The sequence below is a fragment of the Cellulomonas sp. NPDC055163 genome, assembly GCF_053607065.1.
In genome coordinates, this window is sequence record NZ_JBSGSU010000002.1 from 485,732 (window position 1) to 510,787 (window position 25,056).

Sequence of the window (25,056 nt, forward strand, 5' to 3'; positions counted from 1 at the left end):
GTAGAACGCGCGCGAGAAGGAGGCCCCTCCCCCCGCGGGACGTCACGACCCGGACGCGCCGGGTCGCCGGTGCGCGGCCGGCCCTCCAGGGGCCGGCCTCGGGACGGGCTACACCCGGCGCCGGACCAGCAGCAGCCGTTGGACCACGACGAACACCAGCAGCAGCGCGCCGATCACGATGCGCGTCCACCACGAGCTGAGCGTGCCCTCGAACGTGATGATCGTCTGGATCAGGCCCAGCACCAGCACGCCCAGCACCGAGCCGATCACGAAGCCGCTGCCGCCCGTGAGCAGCGTGCCGCCGATGACGACCGCGGCGATCGCGTCGAGCTCCATCCCGACGCCCGTGAGCGAGTAGCCCGAGCGCGAGAAGACCGTGAACAGGAAGCCGGCGATCCCGGCGCAGGTCCCGCTGATCACGTAGATCAGCACCTTGGTCCGGGCGACCGGCAGGCCCATCAGCACCGCCGACTGCTCGCCGCCGCCGATCGCGTAGACCGTGCGGCCGAACCGCGTGTAGTGCAGCACGACGAACGCGACCGCCACGACGACCAGCGCGACGATGCCGCTCGGCGTGAGCGTCCACGACTCGCCGATCGGGATGCGCGTGCTGGACAGCCACACGATCGTCTCGTCGGTGATCGGGATCGACGACAGGCTCACCACGTACGCGAGCCCGCGCGCCAGGAACATCGCGGCAAGCGTCGCGATGAACGGCTGGATCTCGAACACGTGGACCATCACGCCCACGACGAGCCCCAGCACCGAGCCGATGAGGATCACCAGCGGGATCACGACGGCCGCGGGCCAGCCACCCTGGAACAGCGACGCGGCGGTGATCCCGGACAGCGCGACGACCGCGCCGACCGACAGGTCGATGCCGCCCGCGATGATGACGAACGTCATCCCGACCGCGAGCACCACGAGGTAGGAGTTGTTGATCAGCAGGTTCGAGATGACGCGGCCCGAGAGGAAGTTCTCGTAGCGGCTCGCGCCGAGCGCGAACATGCCGAGCAGCACGACGAGCGTGCCGACGACCGGCACGTAACGGCGGTCGAGGCGCAGCGCCGAGGCGACGCGGGTCAGGGCGTCGCGCGCGCCCGCGGCGCCAACCCCGGCGCCGGTGGGCTGGGTGCCGCCGGCCGGGCTCGGGGCGGGTTCGAGCTGGTGGACTGCCATCAGGCACCGACCTTCGCGGGGACGGGCGCGACGACGGCGGGGCGTCGGCGCGCGGCGAGCTTGGCCCGGACGACCGGGGACTGCAGGAGGCACACCGCGATCACCACGACGGCCTTGAACAGCGGCGTGACCGACGGCGGGACGCCGAGGATCGTCACGGTCAGCGTCAGGGTGACGATCACGAGCACCCCGACGAGCGTGCCCGAGAGCGAGAACTTGCCACCGGCGAGCGACGTGCCGCCGATGACGACCGCGAGGATCGCGTCGAGCTCGATGAACAGGCCCGCGTTGTTCGCGTCGGCCGCCATGACGTTCGAGCTGATCATGAGGCCCGCGATGCCCGCGAACGTCGCGGCGAGCGCGTACGCCGTCCAGATCAGGGTCCGTGCGTGCACGCCCGCGAGGCGCGAGGCCGCCGGGTTGATGCCGACCGACTCGAGCAGCATCCCGAGGGCCGTCCGGCGCGTCAGCACGGCGACCGCGACGAAGACGATCCCGGCGACCCACACCGAGACCGGCAGCCCGAACCAGAAGCCCGAGCCGATCGTCTTGAACGGCGGCGAGTTCACCGTCGTGATCTGGCCGCCCGTGATGAGCATCGCGATGCCGCGGCCCGCGGTCATGAGCACGAGCGTCGCGATGATCGGCTGGATCCCGACCACCGACACGAGGAACCCGTTCCACACCCCGAGCACGAGCGACAGCGCGACCGCGATCCCGACCGCCGTGAGCACCGTGACCGGGCTCGCCGGGTCGGGCGACGACGCGATGTACGAGCACGCGACCGCCCCGGAGATCGCGACGACCGCACCGACCGAGAGGTCGATCCCGCGCGTCGCGATCACGAGCGTCATGCCGAGCGCGACGAGCAGCAGCGGCGAGCTGTTGCGCGCGATGTCGACGAGAGCACCGAACAGGTGCCCGTCCTGGACCCGCACGCTCAGGAAGCTGGCGGTCTTCACCGTGTTCGCGGCGAGCAGCGCGACCAGGGCCACGACCGGCCAGAAGACCCGGCTGCGCGTGAACGTCGTCAGTGCGTCCTTCATGACCGTCCTCCGCTGGCGATGAGCTCGACGACCTGGTCGAGCTCGACCTCGTCGCCGGTGACCTCGGCGATCTTCACGCGGTCCCGCAGAACCGCGATGCGGTGGCTCAGGCGCAGGACCTCCTCGAGCTCGGCCGAGATGAACACGACCGCCATGCCGTCCGCCGCGAGCTCGGCGACGAGCCGCTGGATCTCGGCCTTGGCGCCGACGTCGATCCCGCGCGTCGGCTCGTCGAGCACGAGCAGCCGCGGGGCCGTCGCGAGCCAGCGCGCGAGCAGCACCTTCTGCTGGTTGCCGCCCGAGAGGTTGCGCAGCAGCGCGTCGGGGTCCGCGGGGCGGATGCCGAGCGCCTCGACGTACGTCGTGACGACCTCGTCGGCCCGCTTCGCCGAGATCCGCCGGGCCCACCCGCGCTCGGCCTGGAGCCCGAGCATGATGTTCTCCCGGACGGTCAGGTCGCCGATGACGCCCTCGCCCTTGCGGTCCTCCGACGAGAACGCGATCTTGTGGCCGAGCGCGGTCCGCGGCGTGCGGAGCCGGGTCGGGGACCCCTGGACCTGCACCGTGCCGGCGTCGGCGCGGTCGGCGCCCGCGAGCAGCCGGGCGAGCTCGGTGCGGCCGGAGCCCAGCAGGCCCGCGAGCCCGACGACCTCGCCCGCGTAGACGTCGAGGTCGAACGGCTCGATGGCCCCGCGCCGGCCCAGGCCGATCGCCTGCAGGTACGGCGTGGTGTCGGCGCGCGCGGCGACCGAGCGCTTGGGGGCCTCCTCGAGCTGCTCGAGGACCTCCATCGAGGTGCCGATCATCCTCGACACGAGCTCGAGGCGCGGCAGCTCGGCGGTCGCGTACTCCCCGACGAGCCGGCCGTTGCGCAGGATCGTCATGCGGTCGCTGATCTCGTAGACCTGCTCGAGGAAGTGGCTGACGAACAGGATCGCGACGCCGCGGGCGCGCAGCGTGCGCATGACCGCGAACAGCTGGCGGACCTCGTCGGCGTCGAGGCTCGACGTGGGCTCGTCGAGGATGAGGACCTTCGCGTCGACGACCATGGCGCGCGAGATCGCGACGAGCTGCTGCACCGCGATGGAGTGCGACGACAGGAGCGACGACGGGTCGATCGCGAGGTCGAGGCGGGCCAGGTGCTCGGCGGCCGCACGGCGGGTGGCCCGCCAGTCGATCGCGCCGAGCCGGCGGGGCTCGTGACCGAGCATGACGTTCTCCGCGACCGTGAGGTTGTCGCAGAGGTTGACCTCCTGGTACACCGTGCTGATCCCGGCGGCCTGGGCCGCGGCGGGGCCGGCGAACGTGTGCGGCGCACCGTCGACGACGATGCTGCCGGAGTCGATCGCGTAGACGCCCGTGAGGGCCTTGATCAGGGTCGACTTGCCGGCGCCGTTCTCGCCCATGAGGGCGTGCACCTCACCGGGGCGGAGCGTGAAGTCGACGTCCTGGAGCGCCTTGACGCCGGGGAACTCGATGGAGATGCCGCGCATCTCGACGACGGGGGTGGGGTGGCTCACGGGAGGACCTTCCGGCAGGACGACGCTGTGCGGGTGTCGCTCAGGGGCTCGGGCGGGCGGGCCCGGGGCGAGCACCGTGCACCGCAGCGGCGGGGGCACCACCACGGTGCACGGTGGTCACGTCCGTCCCGCCGCCGCCCTGCACGGGGTGCAGCGCGGCGGCGGCGGACCGGACGAGGTCGCGGTCAGTACTCGCGGGTGGGCAGGGCCTCCTTGGCCTGCTCCTGCGTGAAGGTCGTCTCCTCGGTGATGATCCGCTTCTCGGGCGTCTCGCCGGCCATCACCTGGTCGATGATCTCGGCGAGCTGCGGGCCGAGCAGCGGGGAGCACTCGACGATGAAGTTGAACTTCCCGTCGGCGAGCGCCTGCATGCCGTCCTTGACCGCGTCGATCGTGACGATCTTGATGTCGACGCCCGGGACCTTCCCCGCCGCCTCGATGGCCTCCATGGCACCGAGACCCATGTCGTCGTTGTGCGCGAAGACGAGGTCGATGTCGGGGTTCGCCTGGAGGAAGCCCTCCATCACGGTCTTGCCCTCGGAGCGCGTGAAGTTGCCGGTCTGCGAGGCGATGACCTTGAGGTTGTCGTGCCCCTCGATCACCGACGCGAAGCCCTCCTTGCGGTCGTTCGCCGGGGCGGAGCCCGTGGTCCCCTGGAGCTCGACGATGTTGACCTCCTCGTCGCCGAACTCGTCGACGACCCACTGGCCGGCCTTCTCGCCCTCGACGATGAAGTCGGACCCGAGGAAGCTCACGTACAGGGACTCGTCCTCGGAGTCGACGGCGCGGTCGGTCAGCACGACCGGGATCCCCTCGCGCTTGGCCTCCTCGAGCACGTCGTCCCAGCCGGACTCGACGACCGGGGAGAACGCGATGACGTCGACACCCTGCGCGATGTAGGACCGGATCGCCTGGATCTGGTTCTCCTGCTTCTGCTGCGCGTCGGAGAACTTGAGGTCGAACCCGTTCTCCTTGGTCAGGGACTCCTGGATCGACTTCGTGTTGGCAGCGCGCCAGCCGCTCTCCGCACCGACCTGGGCGAACCCGACGGTGGTGACGTCGCCGCCGCTGGAGTCGCCGGTCGCGTCGGTCTCGCCGCCTGCGTCCGTGTCCCCGCCGCCGCACGCAGTGAGACCGAGCGCGAGCACCGCGACGCCGGCAAACGCACCCGCGAGGCGGTGCCGAGCGTTCTTCCTGCTGACCATGCTTCTCCTCCTTGAGCAGCAACGCCGGGTCGTCTTCGACCCGTTGTACCCGATGTTAGCGCTCACATGCGGGATGACAAGTCCCTCCGGATCACGTCTTGGTAACGCCGCACGAGACGAACGTCCCGGGAGCGTCCGTAGGATCAGCCGCGACGGGGGTCGGCAGGGACGAGAGGACCGGCATGCACGACGGAGCGCACGTCTGGCGGACGCCCACCACGACCGGCGCGCGGAGCGGCACGCCGACCGCCGCCGCCCGGCCCGCACGGCCCGCACCGGCCGCGGACGCCGCGGCCCGCACGCCGCACCCCGGCCCCACGAGACGCACGGTGCTCCTCGCCGGGCTCGCAGGCCTGGCCGTGCCGCTCGCCGCGTGCACGCCCGGCTCCCCCGACGCCGCGGCCACGACGACGCCCTCGCCCACCGGGACCCCGGCCGCGTCGTCGGCGCAGGGCGCCCCCGCGGTCGACACCGCCGCCGTGCAGGCCGCGCTCGCCGCGCTCGAGACCGAGTCCGGGCTGACCCTGGGGGTCGCCGCGATCGACACCGGGACCGGCGCCGTCGTCGGGCACCGGGCCGACGAGCGCGTGCTGCTCTGCTCGACCGCGAAGGTGCTCGTCGTGGCCGCCGCCCTCGCGCTGCGCGCCGAGCGCCCCGCGCTGCTGGGTGAGCCCGTCCCGATCCCGGCCGGTCAGGTGGTCGACCACTCCCCCGTGACGGCCGGGCACGAGGGCGGCGAGCTGCCCGTCGCGGTGCTGTGCGACGCGGCGATCACCCAGAGCGACAACACCGCCGCCAACGCGCTCATGACCCTCGTCGGCGGCCCGGCGGGCGCGACCGCGTACGTGCGCACGCTCGGCGACGAGGTCACGCGCCTCGACCGCCTCGAGCCCGAGCTCAACCAGGGCGCGCCCGGAGACGAGCGCGACACCTCGACGCCCGCCCAGGTCGCCGCCGACCTGCGGCTCCTCGCGGTCGAGGAGGGCCTGCCGCCCGAGAGCCGCGACCCGCTCGTCGGCTGGATGCGCGGGAGCACCACGGGTGACGACCGGATCCGTGCCGGCGCCCCCGAGGGGTGGACCGTCGGGGACAAGACCGGGACCGGCCCGAACGGCGAGGTGCACGACGTCGGGGTGCTCTGGCCGCCGTCGGGCGCACCCCTCGTGCTCGCGGTCTACACCTCGCCGGCCGTGGCCGGCACCGGCTCGGTCGAGGCGAGCGCGGCGGTGATCGCGCGCGTCGCGGCCCTCGTGACCGAGGCGTTCGCAGCCGCCTGAGCACCCGGGCGCGGACGCACGGAGGGCCCCCGTGCGCACGGTGCACGGGGGCCCTCCGTCGACCGCCTGCCCGGCGGCCCGCCTGCGTCAGCTGCGCGCGGTGCTCGCGCGGCGCTTGTTGTAGATGTCGAACGCGACGGCCAGCAGCAGCACGAGGCCCTTGATCATCTGCTGGACCGACTGGTCGATGCCCATGAGCTGCATGCCGTTGCTCATGACGCCCATGATCAGACCACCGACCATCGCGCCGGTGACCTTGCCGACACCACCGGTCGTCGACGCACCACCGATGAAGCACGCGGCGATCGCGTCGAGCTCGAACATGTTGCCGGCCGCGGGCTGCGCGCCGTTCGAGCGCGAGGAGTACACGACGCCGGCGATCGCCGAGAGCAGACCCATGTTCACGAAGATCCAGAAGTTGACCTTCTTGACCTTGACGCCCGAGAGCTGCGCGGCGTGCAGGTTGCCGCCGATCGAGTAGACGTGCCGGCCGAACACCGTGCGGTTCGTGATCACCGAGTACACGAGCACGAGCACGCCCAGGATGATCAGCACGATCGGCAGGCCGCGGCTGCGCGAGAGCTGGTAGGCGAACGCCATGACGACCGCGCCGATCGCCGCGATGCGGAGCACGAACAGCGGGAACGCCTCGACGGCCTGCTTGTAGCGCAGCCGGGCGACGCGCGAGCGGAACGCGCTCACCGCGTAGCCGACCACGGCGAGCGCGGCGATGACCAGCGTGAAGACGTCGAAGCCCTGACCGCCGAGGAAGCCGTTGAGGAACCCGCCGGCGACCTTCTGGTACTCCGAGGGGAACGGCGAGAGCGAGATGTTCTGCAGCACCTGGAGCGTCATGCCGCGGAACAGGAGCATGCCCGCGAGGGTCACGATGAACGCGGGGATCCCGACGTACGCGACCCAGAAGCCCTGCCAGGCGCCGACGAGGAGGCCGACCGCGATCGCGGCGAGGATGCCGACCCACCACGGCTGGCCGCTCTTGATCACCAGGACCGCGGACACGGCACCCGTGAGCGCGACGACCGAGCCGACCGACAGGTCGATGTGCCCGGCGATGATGACGATGACCATGCCGATCGCGAGGATCAGGATGTAGGAGTACTGCAGCACGATGTTCGTGATGTTGATCGGGCTGAGCAGGACGCCGTCGGTGAGGATCGCGAACAGGCCGACGATCGCGACGAACGCGATGTAGATGCCGCTCTGGCGCAGGTTGCGCGTGAAGATCTCCCTGAAGGCCGATACCGCAGTCATCGGACTGTCTCCCTTTCCTTGGTCATGAGCTCCATGAGGCCTTCCTGCGTCGCGTCCTCGCGCGTGAGCACGCCGGTGATGCGACCGGCGGACAGCGTGAAGATGCGGTCGCAGATCCCAAGCAGCTCAGGGAGCTCGGAGGAGATGACGACGACCGCCTTCCCCGCGTCGGCGAGCCCGTTGATGATGGTGTAGATCTCGTACTTGGCGCCGACGTCGATCCCGCGCGTCGGCTCGTCGAGGATGAGCACCTGCGGATCGGTGAAGATCCACTTGCTCAGCACGACCTTCTGCTGGTTGCCGCCCGAGAGCTTGCCCGTGAGGGCCATGACCGTCGGCGCCTTGATGTTCATGCTCGCCCGGTACTCCTCGGCGACCTTGATCTCCTCGTTGCCGTTGATCCAGCCGAGCTTCGAGAGCCCCGCGAGGTTGGCCGCACTGACGTTCGAGCGGATGTCCTCGATGAGGTTGAGGCCGTACTTCTTGCGGTCCTCGGTCGCGTACGCCAGGCCGTGGTCGATGGCCTCGGAGACTGTCCGGGTCTGGATCTCCTTGCCGTGCAGGAAGACCTTGCCGGAGATGTCGCGGCCGTAGCTGCGCCCGAACAGGCTCATCGCGAGCTCGGTGCGCCCCGCGCCCATGAGCCCCGCGATGCCGACGATCTCGCCGGCGCGCACGTCGAGGTTCGCGTGGTCGACGACGACGCGGTCGACCTGCGTGGGGTGGTAGACCGTCCAGTCCTCGACCCGCAGGACCTCGGGGCCGATCGTGGGCGTGTGCTCGGGGTACCGGTGGTCGAGGTCGCGGCCGACCATCGCCTTGATGATGCGCTCCTGCGTGACCGCGTCGGCCCTCATGTCGAGGGTCTCGATCGTGCGGCCGTCGCGGATGATCGTCGTGGAGTCGGCGATCTCGGCGATCTCGTTGAGCTTGTGGGAGATCATGATCGACGTGATGCCCTGCTCCTGCAGCTGACGCAGCAGGCCCAGCAGGTGCGCCGAGTCGGAGTCGTTGAGCGCCGCGGTCGGCTCGTCGAGGATCAGCAGCTTGACGCGCTTCGACAGCGCCTTGGCGATCTCGACGAGCTGCTGCTTGCCGACGCCGAGCTGGCCGACGGGCGTCACCGGGTTCTCGTCCAGGCCGACGCGCGCGAGGAGCTCGGCCGCCTCGTGGTTCGTGCGGTTCCAGTCGATGAGCCCGCGACCCTGGCGCTCGTTGCCGAGGAAGATGTTCTCCGCGACCGACAGGAACGGCACGAGCGCGAGCTCCTGGTGGATGATCACGATCCCGCGGTCCTCGGAGTCGTTGATCGAGCCGAACTCGACCGTCTCGCCCTCGAAGCGGATCTCGCCGTCGTACGTGCCACTGGGGTAGACCCCCGAGAGCACCTTCATCAGCGTCGACTTCCCGGCACCGTTCTCGCCGCAGATCGCGTGGATCTCACCGCGCCGGACGGCGAGCGAGACGTCCTGCAGCGCCTTGACCCCGGGGAAGGTCTTGGTGATGGAGTGCATTTCCAGGATGTTCTGGGTGGTCATGCTCGACCGTCCTACTAGGTGCGGTGTGGGGGTCCGCAGCCCTGCCGGGCAGCACGGTGTGCTGCCCGGCGGGCTGGGTACCGGTGCGCCGTGGGGCGCGGTGGTCGATCGGGTCAGGTCACGCCTGGCCGGACGCGACCTGCTCCTCGGTCCAGTAGCCCGTGTCGATCAGGAGCGACTGGATGTTGTCGGCGTAGACGATGTCCGACTCGAGCAGGAACGACGGGACGATCTTGACGCCGTTGTGGTACGACTTCGTGTCGTTCGCCTCGGCCTCGCCGCCGGCGAGGATGTCCTCGGACGCCGCGACGGCCTGGGCCGCGAGCTTGCGGGTGTCCTTGAAGATCGTCGCGAACTGCACGCCGTCACGGATGAGCTTGACGGAGGCGATCTCGGCGTCCTGGCCGGTGACGATCGGCATCGCCGAGTCGCCGCTGCCGTAGCCGGCGTTCTGCAGCGCCGTGATGATGCCGCGCGAGATGCCGTCGTACGGCGAGAGCACGCCGTCGACCTTCTGGCCGCCGGAGTACGAGCCCGTGAGCAGGTCCTCCATGCGCTTCTGGGCCGTCTCCTGGAGCCAGCGCAGCGTCGCCGCCTGCTCGATGGTCGTCTGGCCCGAGGGCACGACGACCTTGCCGGAGTCGATGAACGGCTTGAGCGTGTCGTACGCGCCGTCCCAGAAGAAGTGCGCGTTGTTGTCGTCCAGCGAGCCGGCGAACAGCTCGACGTTGAACGGGCCGGTCGCGGTGCCCTCGGCGCCGTCGGCCGTCAGCAGGCCGAGGCCCACGAGGAGCGACGTGGCCTGCTGGACGCCGACCTTGTAGTTGTCGAACGTGACGTAGTGGTCGACGTTCTCGGTGTCGCGGATCAGGCGGTCGTACGCGATGACCGGGATCCCGGCGTCGGCGGCGGCCTGGAGCTGGCTCGAGAGCGCGGTGCCGTCGATGGACGCGACGATGAGCAGGTCGACGCCCTTGGTGATCATCTGGTCGAGCTGCTGCGACTGGGTCGGGATGTCGTCACCGGCGTACTGCAGGTCGACCGTGTAGCCGGCCTCCTCGAGGCCCTCCTTGACGGCGTTGCCGTCGGCGATCCAGCGCTCGGACGTCTCGGTCGGCATGGCCACGCCGACGGACTTCTGGCCGTCGTCGTTGCCGGCCGCGCCGGTCTCGTCGGACGTGCTGCCGGCGCCCTCGCCTGCGCATGCCGCCAGGCTGAGCACGAGAGCAGCACCAACTGCTGCGAACTTGAACCTCTTCATGACCATCTCCTCCTCGAGAGGGTGCTGCGGTGTGGTGGTCCGCGCTCCGGGGCGACTGCGCCCCGGGCCGGGAGCTCACCGGCGGCGCTGGGGACGCCACCGTGTGCACGGGGAAGCGTGCCGGACCAGTGTCCTGACGTTGGATTCAAGAAGTCAAGGCAGGGACCGGGCGATCGAGTTGCAAGTTGATAACGGGACCGGGTGAGTTTCCGCAGGCCAGGAGCGCTCCCACGGATGTCCGTACCTCCCGGGGCGCGCCGGCACCCCGGTCCTCACCCGAGGACCGGGGTGCCATTGCATTCACATGTCGAACGAAAGGCAGAACCTCAGATCGTCTGGGCGAGCCGGTAGTACGCGGCGTTCCACCGGACCTGCTCGCGGAAGCCGCGACGCGTCGTGTCCTGGTCGATGACCAGCAGCTCCGTGCGTGCGATCTCCGCGAAGTCCTCGAACGCCTCGACCCCGACCGCCGTCGTGAGCACCGTGTGGTGCGCCGCGCCGGCCGTGAGCCACGACTCGGCGGACGTCGAGAAGTCCGGCTGCGGGCGCCACACGGCGCGCGCGACGGGCAGGTTCGGCAGCGCCGCGTCGGGAGCGATCACGTCGACCGCGTTGGCCGTGAGCCGGAAGCGGTCGCGCATGTCCGAGAGCGCCACCACGACGCCCGGGCCCGGGTCGGTGTCGAAGACCAGGCGGACCGGGTCCTCCTTGCCGCCGATGCCGAGCGGGTGCACCTCGAGCGACGGCTTCGACGTCGTGAGGGTCGGGCAGATCTCGAGCATGTGCGCGCCCAGGATCTTCTCGTCGCCCGGCGTCAGGTCGTACGTGTAGTCCTCCATGAGCGACGCGCCACCGGGCAGCCCGGCGCCCATCACCTTGGCGGCCCGCACGAGCACGGCCGTCTTCCAGTCGCCCTCCGCGCCGAACCCGAAGCCCTGCGCCATGAGCCGCTGGACCGCGAGGCCCGGGAGCTGGCGCAGCCCGCCGAGGTCCTCGAAGTTGGTCGTGAACGCCGTCGCGCCCAGGTCCCCGAGCAGCTGCAGCAGCGCGAGCTCCTGGCGCGCGCCGTAGCGCAGCGACTCGTGGCGCTCACCGCCGCGGCGCAGCTCCGGCGCGACGTCGTACAGGTCCTCGTACTCCGCCACCAGGGGGTCGATCGCGTCCTCGGCGACCGCGTCGGCCGCTGCGACCAGGTCGTTGACGCCCCATGTGTTCACCGAGACGCCGAACCGGAGCTCGGCCTCCGTCTTGTCGCCCTCGGTCACCGCGACGTTGCGCATGTTGTCGCCGAAGCGGGCGAGCGTGAGCTCGTGCGTCGCGGCCCACGCCGCCGACGCCCGCACCCACGTGCCGATGCGGCGCTGGACGACCGGGTTGCTCACGTGCCCGACGACGGTCTTGCGGGCGACGCCCAGGCGCGACTGGATGTACCCGAACTCGCGGTCGCCGTGCGCGGCCTGGTTGAGGTTCATGAAGTCGAAGTCGATCGTGTCCCAGGGCAGCTCGACGTTCGCCTGCGTGTGCAGGTGCAGCAGCGGCGTGCGCAGCGCGTCGAGGCCGGCGATCCACATCTTCGCGGGCGAGAACGTGTGCATCCACGCGATCACGCCGATGACCCGGTCGTCCGCGTTCGCGTCGAGCGCGGCCCGGCGGATCGACGCCGAGTCCTTGAGCACCGGCTTCCACACGATGCTGACCGGGACGTCCGACGAGTCGTCGAGCTGGCGTGCGATCGCCTGCGACTGCTCCGCGACCTGGCGCAGCGTCTCCTCGCCGTACAGGTCCTGGCTCCCCGTGAGGAACCAGACCTCACGGTCCGCGTACGGCTTCGTCATCGCGTGCTCTCCTGCTCTGTGGGCGTGACCGGCAACGCTGCCGGTTCGTCGGTCGCTGCGGGCGTGCGCCCGTAGACGTTCTGGTACCGGGCGTACAGCGAGTCGATGTCCGCCTGTCCGATCGGCAGCGGTGTGCCGAGCTGGAGGGAGATGTGCACGGTGCGTGCGACCTCCTCGACCATGACGGCGGCCTTGACCGCGGCCTTGGCGTCCGTGCCGATCGTGAAGGGGCCGTGGTTGCGCATGAGCACGGCGGGGCTGCGCGAGCCCCGCAGCGTCTCGACGATGCCCCGGCCGATCGAGTCGTCGCCGATGAGCGCGAACGGGCCGACCGGGACGTCCCCGCCGAACTCGTCGGCCATCATCGTCAGCACGCACGGCACGGGCTCGGCGCGCGCGGCCCAGGCCGTCGCGTACGTCGAGTGGGTGTGCACGACGCCGCCCACCTCGGGCATGTGCCGGTAGACGTACGCGTGCGCGGCGGTGTCCGACGAGGGCGCCCGCGTGCCGTCGACGAGGTTCCCGTCGAGGTCGCAGACCACCATGGACTCCGGCGTCAGCTCGTCGTACGTGACCCCGCTCGGCTTGATGACGAACAGGTCGTCCACCCCCGGTCCGGCGGGGTCGACGACGACGCGCTGCGAGACGTTGCCGGCCGTCCACACCACCAGGCCCCAGCGCGGGAGCTCGGCGTGCAGCGTCGAGACCACCTCACGCGTGCGCGCGACGACGTCGCGCACCTCCTGCGGGTAGCCGTCCAGCGTCCGGGTCATGCCGGTCCTCCTGCGTCGTGTCGTCCTGCTGCGCGGGCGGGTCGGTCCTGGTGGCCGGTCGCCTCGACCGCCGCGCGCTCGATCGCCAGGCCGGCGACGTACCGCTCGAGGAACGTCGCGTAGCCGGCGACGTCGACCGGGTCGGGCTCGACGACGTCGGCCGCCGCGTCGCCGAAGATCCGCGTGTCGAGGAAGGCGCCGAGGTCCAGCTCGTCGGCGGCGCCGAGGTACGCCGCGAGCACCGCGATGCCCCACGGGCCCCCCTCGCTCGCCGTCCGCGCGACCGTGACGGGGGCGCCGACGGCGGCGGCGAGCAGCCTCTGCGCAACGCCCGCGGTGCGGAACATGCCGCCGTGCGCGAAGAGCGTGCTGAGGGCGACGCCCTCCGACTCGAGCACCCGCATGCCCAGGCTCAGCGTCCCGAACGCGCCGTACACCTGGGTCCGCACGAAGTTGGCGAGCGTCAGCCGGCTGCCCGGCGTGCGCACGACGAGCGGACGCCCCTCGGCGAGACCGGTGATCGGCTCGCCCGAGAGGTAGTTGTAGGCGAGCAGACCGCCGCCGTCGGCCTCACCCTCGAGCGCCTCGCGGAGCAGCGCGCCGAAGACGTCGTCCGGCGCCGCCGGCGAGCCGAGGACGGTCGCGAACCTGCCGAACACCTCGGCCCACGCCCCGAGCTCGCTCGCGCCGTTGTTGCAGTGCACCATCGCGACGAGGTCCCCCGCGGGCGTCGTCACGAGGTCGAGCTCGTCGTGGACCCGCGCGAGCGGCCGCTCGAGGACGACCATGGCGAAGATGCTCGTGCCCACGCTGACGTTGCCGGTGCGCGGTGCGACGGCGTTGGTCGCGACCATGCCGGTGCCCGCGTCACCCTCGGGCGGGCACAGCGGCAGGCCGGGCTGCAGGCTCCCGGTCGGGTCGAGCAGCGCGGCGCCCTCGGCGGTGAGCCGGCCGGCCTCCTGGCCGGCGACGAGCACCTCGGGGAGCAGCTCGGCGAGCCGCAGGCCGGGGCGACGGTCACCGACGCGCTCGTCGAACAGCCCGAGCAGGCGCGCGTCGTACGTGCGGGTCGTCGCGTCGACCGGGAACATGCCCGACGCGTCGCCGACGCCCAGCACGTGCCGGCCCGTGAGCGCGCGGTGCACGTAGCCCGCGAGCGTCGTGACGGACGCGACGGCGGGGACGTGCGGCTCGTCGTCCAGGACCGCCTGGTAGAGGTGGGCGACCGACCAGCGGAGCGGGATGTTGTGGCCGAACAGCTCGGTGAGCTCGGTCGCGGCGCGCTCGGTGGTCGTGTTGCGCCACGTGCGGAACGGGGTGAGCAGCTCGCCGTCGGCGTCGAACGCGAGGTAGCCGTGCATCATCGCGGACACGCCGAGCGCACCGAACGTGGTCGGCCGCACGCCGTGCCGCTGCTCCGCGTCGGCGAGCAGGGCGGCGTAGCACTCCTGCAGGCCGGTCCAGACGGCGTCGAGCGAGTACGTCCACACGCGGTCGACGTACTGGTTCTCCCAGTCGTGGCTCCCGCTGGCGAGCACCGTGCCGTCCTGGGCGACGAGGCACGCCTTGATGCGGGTGGAGCCGAGCTCGATGCCGAGGGCGGTCGCGCCCTGCGTGATCGCGGCGCGCGGGTCGGGGGCGAGCTGGGGATCGACGGCCATGTCGCTCCGGTCCGTGACGGGGTGGGCACCCGGCGGCTGCGGGCGGCGCGCCGGTCGGGGGAGCCGTCGGCAAGACGCCGCGGCACGACAATGTTAACGCTCACATCGTGGCTGTCAAGCGGCGTGCAGCGGCGGGCGGGCGCCCCGATCAGCCCACCGGCGCGGCGGGCGCGACCGAGCTCGCGCGCACCACGAGCGTCGCCGGGATGGCCGGGCGCACGACCCCCGAGCCCGCGAGCGCGTCGCTCAGCACGTCGATCGCGAGGCGCCCGAGCGCCGCGAAGTCCTGCCGGACCGTCGTGAGCGGCGGGATGAAGTACGCCGAGCCCGCGACGTCGTCGAAGCCGACGACCGCGACGTCCTGCGGGACGCGGAGCCCGGACTCCCAGAACGCGCGCAGCAGGCCCAGCGCGAGCTGGTCGTTCGCCGCGAAGACCGCGCTCGGGGCCCCCTCGCGCGCGAGCCGCAGCCCGACGGCGTAACCGCGCTCGGCCGTCCAGTCGCCCTCGATGTGCTCGGGCGTCGCGAGCCCCAGCGCCGCGCACTCCGCGCGCCAGCCCGCGAGCCGGTCCCGTGCGTCGAACCAGTCCTGCGGCCCCGCGAGGTGCACGATCTCGCGGTGACCCGCCTCGGCGAGGTGCCGGGTCGCCTGGCGCGCGCCGTCGAGCTGCTCGACCGTCACGGTCCGGATCGTCGAGCCGGCGGGCTGCGCCGAGCTCGTGATCATCACGACCGGGACCGGCGCGTCGAACGACGCGACCGCCTCGGTGACCTCGACCTGCGGGGCGATGATCGCGATGCCCTCGACGCCCTGCCCCATGAAGTGCTCGAGCGCCCGGTGCATCGTCGCGGCGTCGAACACGCTGATCGTCGCGACGCTCACGAAGTAGCCGGCGTCGCGCGCGGCCTCCTCGAGCGCGACCAGCGTGCTCGTCGGGCCGTACAGCACCGACCCCGTCGTCACGACACCGATCGTGCCCGAGCGCCGGGTCACCAGCGCCCGCGCGGCGCTGTTGCGGCGGTAGCCGAGCGTCGCGATCGCGTCGAGCACGCGCTCCCGCGTCTCCGCGCGCACGCTCGGGTGGTCGTTGAGGACCCGGGAGACGGTCTGGTGCGAGACGCCCGCGAGCTGGGCGACGTCGCTCATCGCGGGCGGGCGCGGCACACCCACACCGGCGGTCACGGCCGTGCCTACTTCGCCGACTCGGCGGCGAGCTCGCGCGAGCGGTCCCGCGCGGCCTCCGCGGCCGCGAGGATCCCCGCCCGCACCCCGTGGGCGTCGAGCGCGCGCACCCCCGCGACGGTCGTCCCGCCGGGCGACGAGACCCGCTCCCGCAGCACCACCGGGTGCTCGCCGCTCTGCCGCGCGAGGGCCGCGGCCCCCTCGATCGTCGCGACCGCGAGCCGCGACGCGAGCTCCCGCGTGAGCCCGAGCAGCACGCCGGCCTCCGCGAGCGCGTCGATCACGTAGAACGCGTAGGCGGGGCCCGAGCCCGAGATCGCCGTGACGGCGTCGAGGTCCTTCTCGGCGACCCGGACCACGAGCCCGGTCGCGCCGAGGATCCGCTCGACGAGCGCGAGGTGCTCGCCGGTCGCGTGGGTGCCCGGGGCGATCGCGCTCGCGCCGTGGCCGATGACCGCGGGCGTGTTCGGCATGACGCGGACGACCGGCGTGCCCTCGGGCAGCCGCTGCTCGTAGAACGCGACGGGCAGGCCCGCGGCGACGGTCACGACGAGGGTCCCCGGCCGCACCGAGCCGGCGACCTCCTCGAGCACCGCCCCGACGACGTTCGGCTTGAGCGCGACGACGACGACCTCGGCGTGCCGGACCGTGTCCGGGTTCGTGTCGGACGCGTTGACCCCGTACCGCTGCGCGAGCTCGGTCGCGCGGGAGGCGTACTGCTCCGTCACGTCGACGTCGTCCGCGGACCAGCCCGCGGACAGGAGGGCCGAGACCACCGTCTCGCCCATCACCCCGCCGCCGAGCACCGCGACGCGGACGTTCTCCTGAGTGGTCACGGCGCCAGACTACCGACGGGGCCCGCCCTGCCCGGTCAGGGTGTCCGCCGCCGGAGCGTCGTGGCCCCCACCACCACCGCCGCGAGGATGAAGCCGGTCAGGACGAGCACGTCGCCCCGCACGTCGGCGAGCCCGCCGCCGGCCGCGAGCACCTGCAGCGCGTCGACCCCGTACGTCAGCGGCAGCACCCGCGAGATCGCCTCCAGCACGGCCGGCAGCTGGTCGGTCGGCAGCAGGATGCCGCACACGATGATCTGCGGGAACACGATCGCCGGCATGAGCTGCACCGCCTGGAACTCGGTCCGGGCGAGCGCCGAGGCCGCGAGGCCCAGGGTCGAGCCGAGGACCGCGTTGAGCACCGCGACGACCCCGACGGCCCACACCGGCCCGGCGACGTCCATGCCCAGCAGCCCGACCGCGACCCCGGTCAGCACGAGCGCCTGCACCACGGCGGCGAGCCCGAACGCGAGCGCGTACCCGGCGACGACGTCGCCCCGGCCGATCGGCGTCGCCATGAGCCGCTCGAGCGTGCCCGTCGTGCGCTCCCGCAGCGTCGCCACGCTCGTGACCAGGAACATCACGATCATCGGGAACAGGCCGAGCAGCAGCGGGCCGAACTGGTCCAGCACGGGCGTGCCGTCGTAGATCCACGCGACGAGGCCCAGCAGCACGCACGGCAGCGCGAGCATGATCGCGAGCGTGCGGTGGTCGTGCCGGAGCTGCGACAGCACGCGTGCGGCCGTCGCGAGCGTGAGGCGCGCGCTCACCGGGCGGCCGCCGCGTCGCGCTCCACCAGAGTGAGGAACGCGTGCTCGACGTCCGGCGCCCCCGTGCGGGCGAGGAGCTCCGCGAGGTCCGTGTCCGCGACGAGCCGCCCCTCGCGCAGCAGCAGGAGCCGGTCGCAGCGCGTCGCCTCGTCCATCACGTGGCTCGACACGAGCAGCGTCGTCCCCGCGTCGCGCAGCCGGCGGAACAGGTCCCACAGGTCCCGCCGCAGCACCGGGTCGAGGCCGACGGTCGGCTCGTCGAGCACGAGCAGGTCCGGGCTGCCCAGCAGGGCCGCGGCGAGCGACACGCGCGCGAGCTCGCCGCCCGAGAGCCCGCCCGTGCGCCGGCGCGCGTGCCGCGTGAGGTCCACGTCGTCGAGCACGCGCGCGACGTCGTCCGGCGGGGCGCCGACGACCGCCGCGAAGTAGCGCAGGTTCTCGGTGACCGAGAGGTCGGTGTAGACGCTCGGCGACTGCGTGACGTACCCGACGCGGTGCCGCAGCGCCGGGGACCCGGCGGGCAGCCCGAGGACCTCGACGACTCCCCCGGCGACCTCCTGCACGCCGACGACCGCGCGCATGAGGGTGCTCTTGCCGCTCCCGCTCGGCCCGAGCAGCCCGACGACCTGCCCCACCGGGACCGTCACGTCGAGGCCGGGCAGGACGACCGTGCCGTGCCGGCCCCCGCGCACGACGCGCAGGCCGGCCGCGCGCACCGCGGGCGCCCCGGGCGCCGGCCCCGCGTGCCGCCCGCTCCGCTCACGCGCACCGCCCGTGACCCCGTCCGACGCCCGCGTCCCCCGGTCGTGGCTGCCCATGCGCCCACCCTGGCCCTGGGCCGCACGGCGGTCAACGGCCCCGGCTCCCGCCCCGCACGGACGCCTCCGAGGCGCGGACCCGGGTGAACCCTGGGCCCAGGAGCCCGCCGTTGCTCCGGACGCGTGACACGGGGGGCGGACGCGACACGTGGCGTTCACACACCGGCGCTATGGTCCGACCACATCTCGCTCGACAGTCGTCCGTCCGGTGCAGTCGCCGGGCGGGCGACTTTGCCGCGCCCGGGACCGACCCCCGACGCGTGGCGGCGACAGTCGAAAGGAACCCTCGTGAGGACCAAGCTCGTGATCGCCGGCGCCGCCGTGCTCGTGGTTGCCGTGGGGGCCGCCGGGTTCCTCCTGCTCGACGGGGGGCCCGACGAGACGATCGCGACCGTCACCGCGGTCGAGTCCGGCGACACGCTGCGCGTGCGGCTCGACGGGAAGGAGCGCGTGCTCCACCTGACGAACCTCGCGGCGCCGGAGGGCGACGAGTGCCTCGCGAGCGAGGCGACCGCGCAGCTCGCGGGGTACGCCGGCGTCGACTCCGAGCTGCGGCTCGAGATCGAGGGGACCCCCGCGACCGAGGGCGACCTGACCGCCGCGGCGTTCCTGTCCGACGGCCGCCTGCTCAGCGAGGCCATGGCCGCCGACGGCCTCGGCTACCTGGTGATCGAGGAGACCGGGCGTGCCTACGAGTGGGTCGTGCGCGCCGCGCAGGAGGAGGCCCGGTTCAACGACGCCGGCCTGTTCTCGACCGAGGTCGACTGCACCATCCCCGGCCAGGTGTTCTCGGTCTCGGACCGTGTCGAGGCCGCGACGCTCGTGCTCGAGGACGAGGCCGGCGCCCAGGTCCTCGCCGCGCAGCGCTCCGAGCTCGACGCGCTCATCGAGGAGGCGCACGCGCTCGTCGACCTCATGGGCACCGAGCAGGGTGGCGCCGTGTGGGACGTCCTGCGCGCGAGCGACCGCATCGGGTACGCCGCGCAGGCCCAGACCGCCGTCGCGACGCTCGAGCTCGCGCGCGGCGAGGTCGAGCTCGTGCTCAACCAGGAGTCGCAGACCCCGGCCGGCGTCGCGACCGGCTCGCGGGGCTGACCGCTCGGGCGGTCGGGCGCTCCGGCGCTCGGGCGCTCGGGCGCTCGGGGCGGACCGCTCCGGCGCTCGGGGCTGACCGCTCCGGCGCTCGGGGCTGACCGCTCGGGCGGTCGGGCTCACCGCTCGGACGCTCGGGGCTGACCGCTCCGGTGCCCGGCCGGCCGCTCAGGCGGTCGCGGGCACGAGCAGCCCGTCGAGGACGAGCCCGCGGACGCTCGGCAGCACGTCGGAGGCCAGGTCGCCCTCGCCGACGCCGAGGAGCGACGCGAGCGCCCCGACGATCTGACCGACCGTGAGCTCGCCGTCGCACGCCCCGACGAGCCCGGCCAGGGCCGTGCCCGCACGGACCGTCCGGCCGAGCGCGCCGCCCTGGCGGAGCAGCACGACGCTCGGGTCGGCGTGCCCCGGCGTGAGGTAGCGCTCCTCCGTGACGTCGGGCGCGACGACCAGGTGCTCGCGCGCGAGGGCGTCGTCGTCGCGCCGCGAGAGCCACGCGTGCGCGGCGAGGGAGTCGGCGATCGCCGGGCCGAGCGGCTGACGGACCCCGCCCGTGACCTCCTCGAGCCGGCGCAGCGTCGCGGGGCCGTCGAGCGGGCGGCGCAGCGTCACGATCCCGAAGCCGACGGCCTCGACGTCACGCGACGCGAAGTCGTCGAGCCACGCCCCGTACCGCTGCGCCCACGCCGCGGGGTCCCGGTCCGGCGTCGTGCCGCCGTCGCGGATCCACGTCTCGGCGTACTCGGCGGGATCCTGGAGCTCGCGCTGGACGACCCAGCCGTCGAGCCCCGACCCGTCGACCCACTCCCCCACCCGCTCGTGCCACTCCTCGCCGCGGCGCACCTCCCAGTTGCCGAGCAGCTGGGCGACCCCGCCGGGCGCGAGCACCGCGCCGACCCCGGTGACCAGCTCACGCACGATCGCGTCGCCGGAACGCCCTCCGTCGCGGTACTCGTAGAGCGGGACGTCGCCCGCCGCACCCGCCTCGGGTGCGCGGGGTGTGATGACGAACGGCGGGTTCGACACGACGAGGTCGAAGCGCGGCTCGTCCGGGCCGCTCACGGGGTCGAGCATCGAGCCGGCACGCAGGTCGAACCGCTCGCGTGCGACACCCGCGAGGTCCGCGTTGAAGCGTGCGAACGCGAGCGCGCGCCGCGAGATGTCCGTCCCCACGACCGCCCGCGAGTGCCGGGCCGCGTGCAGCGCCTGGATGCCGCAGCCCGTGCCGAGGTCCAGCGTGCGGGCGCGCGGGCCCCGCACGGTGACCTGCGCGAGCGTCGTCGACGCCCCACCGACGCCCAGGACGTGGTCCGTGCGCAGCGCGCGGCCGGTCGCGAGCTCGCCGAGGTCGGAGGCGACCCACCAGTCGACGGTGCCCGCGCCGGCGCCGGTCCCGGAGACGCGCCGGGCAGCACCGGCGTCAGGACCGGCCCCGGCCCCAGGATCCACCGCCGCGCCGTCGACCAGCCCGTCCGCCGCCTCGTACGGGCGCAGGTCCACCCGCGCCCGGACCGCGTCGTCCGGCCCCTCGCCCGCCACCTCGACGAGACCGAGCGCTCGCGCACCCGCGACACCGAGCCGCCCGAGGGCGCGCTCGAGGTCGGCGCGCGGCACGTCGACGCCCAGCACGAACGCCCGCACGAGCGCCGCCCGCGGGTCCGCGGTGCCGGCCGTCGCACGCAGCGCCGGGACGGCCTCCTCCCGGTGCAGCGCCGCGGCGGCGAGCGGGCCGAGCAGGTCCTCGACGCCCTCGACCGTGTAGCCGGCGCCGGCGAGGTCCCCGCGCAGCGCGTCGAGCAGCGCCGGGTCGGTCTGCGGGGTGTCGGTGGGTGGGGTGGGGGTGGTCACCGGACCATCCTGCCGTGCGGCCCGCAGCCGGCGTCCGCGCCCCCTGCGGGGCATCGCGGCAGCCAGGCGCTAGGTTGCGCCCATGATCGGGAGCACGGGTGTCGTCACGGCCGCCACCGACGCCGGGATGCTGGCCCTGTGGTGCCCCTCCGCGTTCGCCGCCGTCGACGGCTACCGCGCGTGGGAGACGCACGTGCACGAGCGGCTGCCCGCCGCGATCGCCGCCGGGGAGCTGGTGCCCCTGAACATCGGCCACGACGGCGCCTACGGCGTGCGCGTCGCCGTCGCACCGGACGGGCTGTCGGAGCGCGAGGGCCGGTACGCCTTCGTGACGAGCGATCCGTACCTGCTGGTCGTCGTCGGTGACGAGGCCTGCCTGAGCGGCGTCGAGGGCGTCGGCGACCCTGCGTACGCGGACGCGCGCATCCCGCTGGCGCCGGGTCGGTACGCCGCACGCGTCACCGTCGTCGACTGGGACCGTGACCCGGGGTCGACAGGGCCGGACGGCACCCCGACCGCGCAGGCGCTCCCCGACTACGTGGTGGTCCTCGCGCCGGAGGACGGCACCGAGGCATACCGCACGGCGGAGCTCACCTTCGATCCCGTCGGCTGACCGCCTCAGCCCGGCATCTCGAGCTCGAGCTCGACGACGATCGGCAGGTGGTCGCTGGCCCGGCGTGCGGCGTCGTCGTCGGGCACCCGGGCACCGCGCGGGACGAGCTCGGGGCTCGCGAGCACGGCGTCGATCCGGCGCCGCGGGCGCACCGCGCTGAACGTGCGGGCGGGTTCGCCCGGAGCCCCCCCGGGGGCACGGCCGGCCGCACCCCCGAGCGCACGGCCCCCCGCGTTGCCGGTGCCCGGGCCCGCGCCCGGGTCTGGGGCGCCGCCGGTGCCCGGCCCCGCGCCCGCGTCGTGGTCCGCCGCCGCGACGTGCGCGTCCTGCAGCAGCGCCCCGAGCCGGCCCCACGTCTCCCCGCCGGGCTGCTCGTTGAGGTCGCCCACCACGACGCACGGGCCGGGCGTCGCCTCGACCTCCGCGAGGATGCGGCTCAGGTGGCGCGCGCGCTCGAGCCGGTCGAGCGAGAGGTGCACCGAGACGACCCGCACCCCGTCCACGGTCGCGAGCGCGTAGCCGCGGCGCGTCCAGGCCGTGCGGCGCTCGCGCGGGCCGAACCACGGCAGGCGCACCGCTCGTGCGTCCTCGACCCGGCCCGCGCGCGGGGACACGAGCAGCGCGGTGGTGCGCGCACCGCCGTGGCCGACGGCGACCCGCAGCCCCGCGTCGCGCGCGAACCGCCGCAGCCGCCACCGCCCGAGCGGACCGCGCGGCGGTTCCTGGACACCGACCACGTCGGGGTCCGCGGCCCGCACGACCGACGCTGCCGCGGCGGCGTCGAGCTTGAGGCCCTTGAGGTTGTAGGTCATGACGCGCAGCACCGGCATGGCGCCCATCTCACCGTCTCCGCGCCGTGCACGCCCGCCGAGACACGGCGTCGGCCCGCACCGCGCGCACCCGTCGCCGGTCCGCGGCCCGCACCGCACGCCCGCGAACGCCCGAGGGGACCCGCCGGCCCCGGCGGATCCCCTCGGGCGTGTGCGGCGCGGTCACCCCGCGCGGTCCCGGACGTCAGCGCACGAGCTGCGTCTCGTGCTCGAGCCGACCCTCCTGGTCGACGCGCGCCGCGCGCATCCGCGAGGCGATGACCGCGCCGAACGCGATGGCCGTCGCGGCGAGCGCGATCGCGAGCCGCAGCGCGTGGTTCGCGTCGTCGCCGACGCTGATCGCGACGATCGCCGGGGCGATCAGCAGGGCCACGAGGTTCATGACCTTGATGAGCGGGTTGATCGCCGGGCCCGCGGTGTCCTTGAACGGGTCGCCCACGGTGTCGCCGATGACGACGGCGGCGTGCGCGTCGGAGTTCTTGCCGCCGTAGTGCCCGTCCTCGACGATCTTCTTCGCGTTGTCCCACGCGCCGCCCGAGTTCGCCAGGAACACGGCCATGAGCACGCCCGCTCCGATCGCGCCGCCGAGGAACCCGGCGAGCGGGCCGACGCCCAGACCGAAGCCCACGGCGATCGGCGCGAACGCCGCGAGCAGACCCGGCGTCGCGAGCTCCCGCAGCGAGTCGCGCGTGCAGATGTCGACGACCTTGCCGTACTCGGGCCGGACCTCGCCGGTCATGATCCCGGGGTTCTCCCGGAACTGGCGGCGCACCTCGAACACGATCGCGCCGGCCGCGCGGGTCACCGCGTCGATCGCGAGGCCCGAGAAGAGGAAGACGGTCGCGCCGCCGAGGATCACCCCGACGAGCGTGATGGGCGAGATGATCGAGTAGCTGAGCATCGCCGCGACGATGTCGCTGTCGACGGCCGCCTCCCCGACGTCCCGCAGCGCGGTGGCCACGGCGTCGGCGTACGAGCCGAACAGCGCCGTCGCCGCGAGCACGGCCGTCGCGATCGCGATGCCCTTGGTCACGGCCTTCGTGGTGTTCCCGACGGCGTCGAGGTCGGTGAGGATCTGCGCGCCCTCCTCGGTCACGTCGCCCGACATCTCCGCGATGCCCTGCGCGTTGTCGCTGACCGGGCCGAACGTGTCCATCGCGACGATGACGCCGACGGTCGTGAGCAGCCCGCAGCCCGCGAGCGCGATGAGGAACAGGGCGAGCGACACCGAGCCGCCGGCGAGCAGGAACACGCCGCAGATCGCGGCCGCGATGATGCCCGCGGTGTAGACGGCCGACTCGAAGCCGACGCCGATGCCCGAGAGGACGACGGTCGCGGCACCGGTGAGCGAGGTGCGCGCGACGTGCAGCGTGGGCTTCGACGTCGTGCCGGTGAAGTAGCCGGTGACCCACAGGATGATCCCGGCGAGGACGACGCCGATAGCGACGGCCAGCGACGCGACGAGCCGCGGGTCGCCGCCGTGGGTCTCGAGGCCCGCGGTGCCGCCGGTGAGCTCGGCGAACGTCGACGGCAGGTACACGAACGCCGCGACGGCCGCGAGCAGCACGCCGACGAGCGCCGCGGTGTAGAAGCCGCGGTTGATCGCCGCGAGCCCGCTCTCGCTGCCGCGCACCTTGGTGATGACGACGCCGAGCACCGCCACGAGCGCGCCGATCGCGGTCACGATGAGCGGGAGCACGAGGCCCTGCTCGCCGAACGCGGCCTTGCCGAGGATCAGCGCCGCGACGAGCGTCACCGCGTACGACTCGAACAGGTCCGCGGCCATGCCGGCGCAGTCCCCGACGTTGTCGCCCACGTTGTCCGCGATGGTCGCGGCGTTGCGCGGGTCGTCCTCCGGGATGCCCTGCTCGACCTTGCCGACGAGGTCGGCCCCGACGTCGGCCGCCTTCGTGAAGATGCCGCCGCCGACGCGCATAAACATCGCGAGCAGCGCGGCCCCGAAGCCGAAGCCCTCGAGCACCGAGGGCGCCTCGCCGCGGTAGATCAGCACCACGGACGCGGCGCCCAGCAGGCCGAGCCCGACGACGCACATGCCGACGACGCCGCCGGTCCGGAACGCGATGCGTGCCCCCTCGGCCCGCCCGCCCGGCAGCGACGCCGCAGCGGCGACCCGCAGGTTCGCGCGCGTCGCCAGCCACATCCCCAGGAACCCGATCGCGGCCGAGAAGCCGGCGCCCACGAGGAAGAAGATCGACCGACCGACCTTGATGCCCATGTCCCCCGGCAGCAGGAACAGCAGCAGGAACACGACGAGCGCGAACGCCCCGAGCGTCTTGAACTGCCGCGCCAGGTACGCCGACGCGCCCTCCTGCACGGCTCGCGCGATGTCCTGCATCTTCGCGGTGCCCTCGCCCGCGGCGAGCACCTGACGTCTGAGCACGACCGCGTAGAGCAGCGCGGCGACGGCGATCGCGGCGATGACACTGACGATGGTGAGGCTCGTGGGTCCGAGCGTGATCATGCAACCTCCTCGGGCACCGG

General features: G+C 73.3%; 20 protein-coding genes. 3 read left to right on the forward strand and 17 right to left on the reverse strand.

Annotated features, from left to right (window positions below):
- Positions 1 to 108: 108 nt before the first annotated feature.
- The 4 genes from yjfF to ACWFNE_RS05960 all read right to left on the reverse strand — a co-directional run bounded on the left by yjfF (position 109) and on the right by ACWFNE_RS05960 (position 4,950).
- Complete coding sequence (yjfF, locus tag ACWFNE_RS05945) at positions 109 to 1,179, reverse strand: galactofuranose ABC transporter, permease protein YjfF (protein ID WP_452121505.1); 1,071 nt, start codon at positions 1,177 to 1,179, stop codon at positions 109 to 111.
- Entirely contained in the window at positions 1,179 to 2,225 is a 1,047-nt protein-coding gene (locus ACWFNE_RS05950) for an ABC transporter permease (protein WP_452121506.1), read from the reverse strand. The genes yjfF and ACWFNE_RS05950 overlap by 1 nt, the downstream gene beginning before the upstream one ends.
- A complete protein-coding gene (locus ACWFNE_RS05955; RefSeq protein WP_452121573.1) occupies positions 2,222 to 3,718 on the reverse strand; it encodes a sugar ABC transporter ATP-binding protein in 1,497 nt (498 codons plus the stop codon). The genes ACWFNE_RS05950 and ACWFNE_RS05955 overlap by 4 nt, the downstream gene beginning before the upstream one ends.
- 212 nt (positions 3,719 to 3,930) lie before the next feature.
- Positions 3,931 to 4,950, reverse strand: a complete 1,020-nt coding sequence (locus ACWFNE_RS05960; protein WP_452121507.1) for an ABC transporter substrate-binding protein — start codon at positions 4,948 to 4,950, stop codon at positions 3,931 to 3,933.
- A gap of 182 nt (positions 4,951 to 5,132) precedes the next feature.
- On the opposite strand from ACWFNE_RS05960, the gene bla reads away from it, so the two are divergent.
- The gene (gene bla, locus ACWFNE_RS05965) at positions 5,133 to 6,227 is read left to right on the forward strand and encodes a class A beta-lactamase (RefSeq protein WP_452121508.1); all 1,095 of its coding nucleotides are present in this window, start codon (positions 5,133 to 5,135) and stop codon (positions 6,225 to 6,227) included.
- A gap of 87 nt (positions 6,228 to 6,314) precedes the next feature.
- Here bla and mmsB read toward each other — a convergent pair whose 3' ends face one another.
- The 10 genes from mmsB to ACWFNE_RS06015 form a co-directional block, all read right to left on the reverse strand.
- Entirely contained in the window at positions 6,315 to 7,499 is a 1,185-nt protein-coding gene (gene mmsB / locus ACWFNE_RS05970; RefSeq protein ID WP_452121509.1) for a multiple monosaccharide ABC transporter permease, read from the reverse strand.
- The gene (gene mmsA / locus ACWFNE_RS05975; protein WP_452121510.1) at positions 7,496 to 9,037 is read right to left on the reverse strand and encodes a multiple monosaccharide ABC transporter ATP-binding protein; all 1,542 of its coding nucleotides are present in this window, start codon (positions 9,035 to 9,037) and stop codon (positions 7,496 to 7,498) included. The genes mmsB and mmsA overlap by 4 nt, the downstream gene beginning before the upstream one ends.
- A gap of 118 nt (positions 9,038 to 9,155) precedes the next feature.
- Positions 9,156 to 10,298: a multiple monosaccharide ABC transporter substrate-binding protein gene (chvE, locus tag ACWFNE_RS05980; protein WP_452121511.1), complete on the reverse strand. Its 1,143-nt coding sequence runs from the start codon at positions 10,296 to 10,298 to the stop codon at positions 9,156 to 9,158.
- A gap of 326 nt (positions 10,299 to 10,624) precedes the next feature.
- A complete protein-coding gene (gene araA, locus ACWFNE_RS05985; RefSeq protein ID WP_452121512.1) occupies positions 10,625 to 12,133 on the reverse strand; it encodes an L-arabinose isomerase in 1,509 nt (502 codons plus the stop codon).
- Positions 12,130 to 12,906 (reverse strand): L-ribulose-5-phosphate 4-epimerase, encoded by a 777-nt coding sequence (locus ACWFNE_RS05990; protein ID WP_452121513.1) that lies wholly within the window; start codon positions 12,904 to 12,906, stop codon positions 12,130 to 12,132. Before ACWFNE_RS05990 ends, araA begins: the two co-directional genes overlap by 4 nt.
- Positions 12,903 to 14,567, reverse strand: coding sequence for a xylulokinase (locus ACWFNE_RS05995; RefSeq protein WP_452121514.1), 1,665 nt, complete (start codon positions 14,565 to 14,567; stop codon positions 12,903 to 12,905). The genes ACWFNE_RS05990 and ACWFNE_RS05995 overlap by 4 nt, the downstream gene beginning before the upstream one ends.
- A 148-nt stretch (positions 14,568 to 14,715) precedes the next feature.
- Positions 14,716 to 15,750: a LacI family DNA-binding transcriptional regulator gene (locus ACWFNE_RS06000; protein ID WP_452121515.1), complete on the reverse strand. Its 1,035-nt coding sequence runs from the start codon at positions 15,748 to 15,750 to the stop codon at positions 14,716 to 14,718.
- 8 nt (positions 15,751 to 15,758) lie between these two features.
- Positions 15,759 to 16,586 (reverse strand): pyrroline-5-carboxylate reductase, encoded by an 828-nt coding sequence (gene proC / locus ACWFNE_RS06005; protein ID WP_452121516.1) that lies wholly within the window; start codon positions 16,584 to 16,586, stop codon positions 15,759 to 15,761.
- Positions 16,587 to 16,621: 35 nt separating this feature from the next.
- The gene (locus ACWFNE_RS06010) at positions 16,622 to 17,353 is read right to left on the reverse strand and encodes an ABC transporter permease (protein ID WP_452121517.1); all 732 of its coding nucleotides are present in this window, start codon (positions 17,351 to 17,353) and stop codon (positions 16,622 to 16,624) included.
- The gene (locus ACWFNE_RS06015) at positions 17,350 to 18,171 is read right to left on the reverse strand and encodes an ABC transporter ATP-binding protein (protein WP_452121518.1); all 822 of its coding nucleotides are present in this window, start codon (positions 18,169 to 18,171) and stop codon (positions 17,350 to 17,352) included. Before ACWFNE_RS06015 ends, ACWFNE_RS06010 begins: the two co-directional genes overlap by 4 nt.
- A gap of 288 nt (positions 18,172 to 18,459) precedes the next feature.
- On the opposite strand from ACWFNE_RS06015, the gene ACWFNE_RS06020 reads away from it, so the two are divergent.
- A complete protein-coding gene (locus ACWFNE_RS06020) occupies positions 18,460 to 19,266 on the forward strand; it encodes a thermonuclease family protein (RefSeq protein ID WP_452121519.1) in 807 nt (268 codons plus the stop codon).
- A 165-nt stretch (positions 19,267 to 19,431) separates the two neighbouring features.
- On the opposite strand, the gene ACWFNE_RS06025 is transcribed toward ACWFNE_RS06020, so the two are convergent.
- Entirely contained in the window at positions 19,432 to 21,111 is a 1,680-nt protein-coding gene (locus ACWFNE_RS06025) for a DUF7059 domain-containing protein (RefSeq protein WP_452121520.1), read from the reverse strand.
- Between the two features lie 82 nt (positions 21,112 to 21,193).
- Between ACWFNE_RS06025 and ACWFNE_RS06030 the strand changes: the two genes are divergently transcribed.
- The gene (locus ACWFNE_RS06030; RefSeq protein ID WP_452121521.1) at positions 21,194 to 21,724 is read left to right on the forward strand and encodes a hypothetical protein; all 531 of its coding nucleotides are present in this window, start codon (positions 21,194 to 21,196) and stop codon (positions 21,722 to 21,724) included.
- A 5-nt stretch (positions 21,725 to 21,729) separates the two neighbouring features.
- Here the strand turns inward: ACWFNE_RS06030 and ACWFNE_RS06035 are convergent, their stop codons facing one another.
- Positions 21,730 to 22,554: an endonuclease/exonuclease/phosphatase family protein gene (locus tag ACWFNE_RS06035; protein WP_452121522.1), complete on the reverse strand. Its 825-nt coding sequence runs from the start codon at positions 22,552 to 22,554 to the stop codon at positions 21,730 to 21,732.
- A 184-nt stretch (positions 22,555 to 22,738) separates the two neighbouring features.
- Positions 22,739 to 25,036, reverse strand: coding sequence for a sodium-translocating pyrophosphatase (locus ACWFNE_RS06040; RefSeq protein WP_452121523.1), 2,298 nt, complete (start codon positions 25,034 to 25,036; stop codon positions 22,739 to 22,741).
- Positions 25,037 to 25,056: the final 20 nt, after the last annotated feature.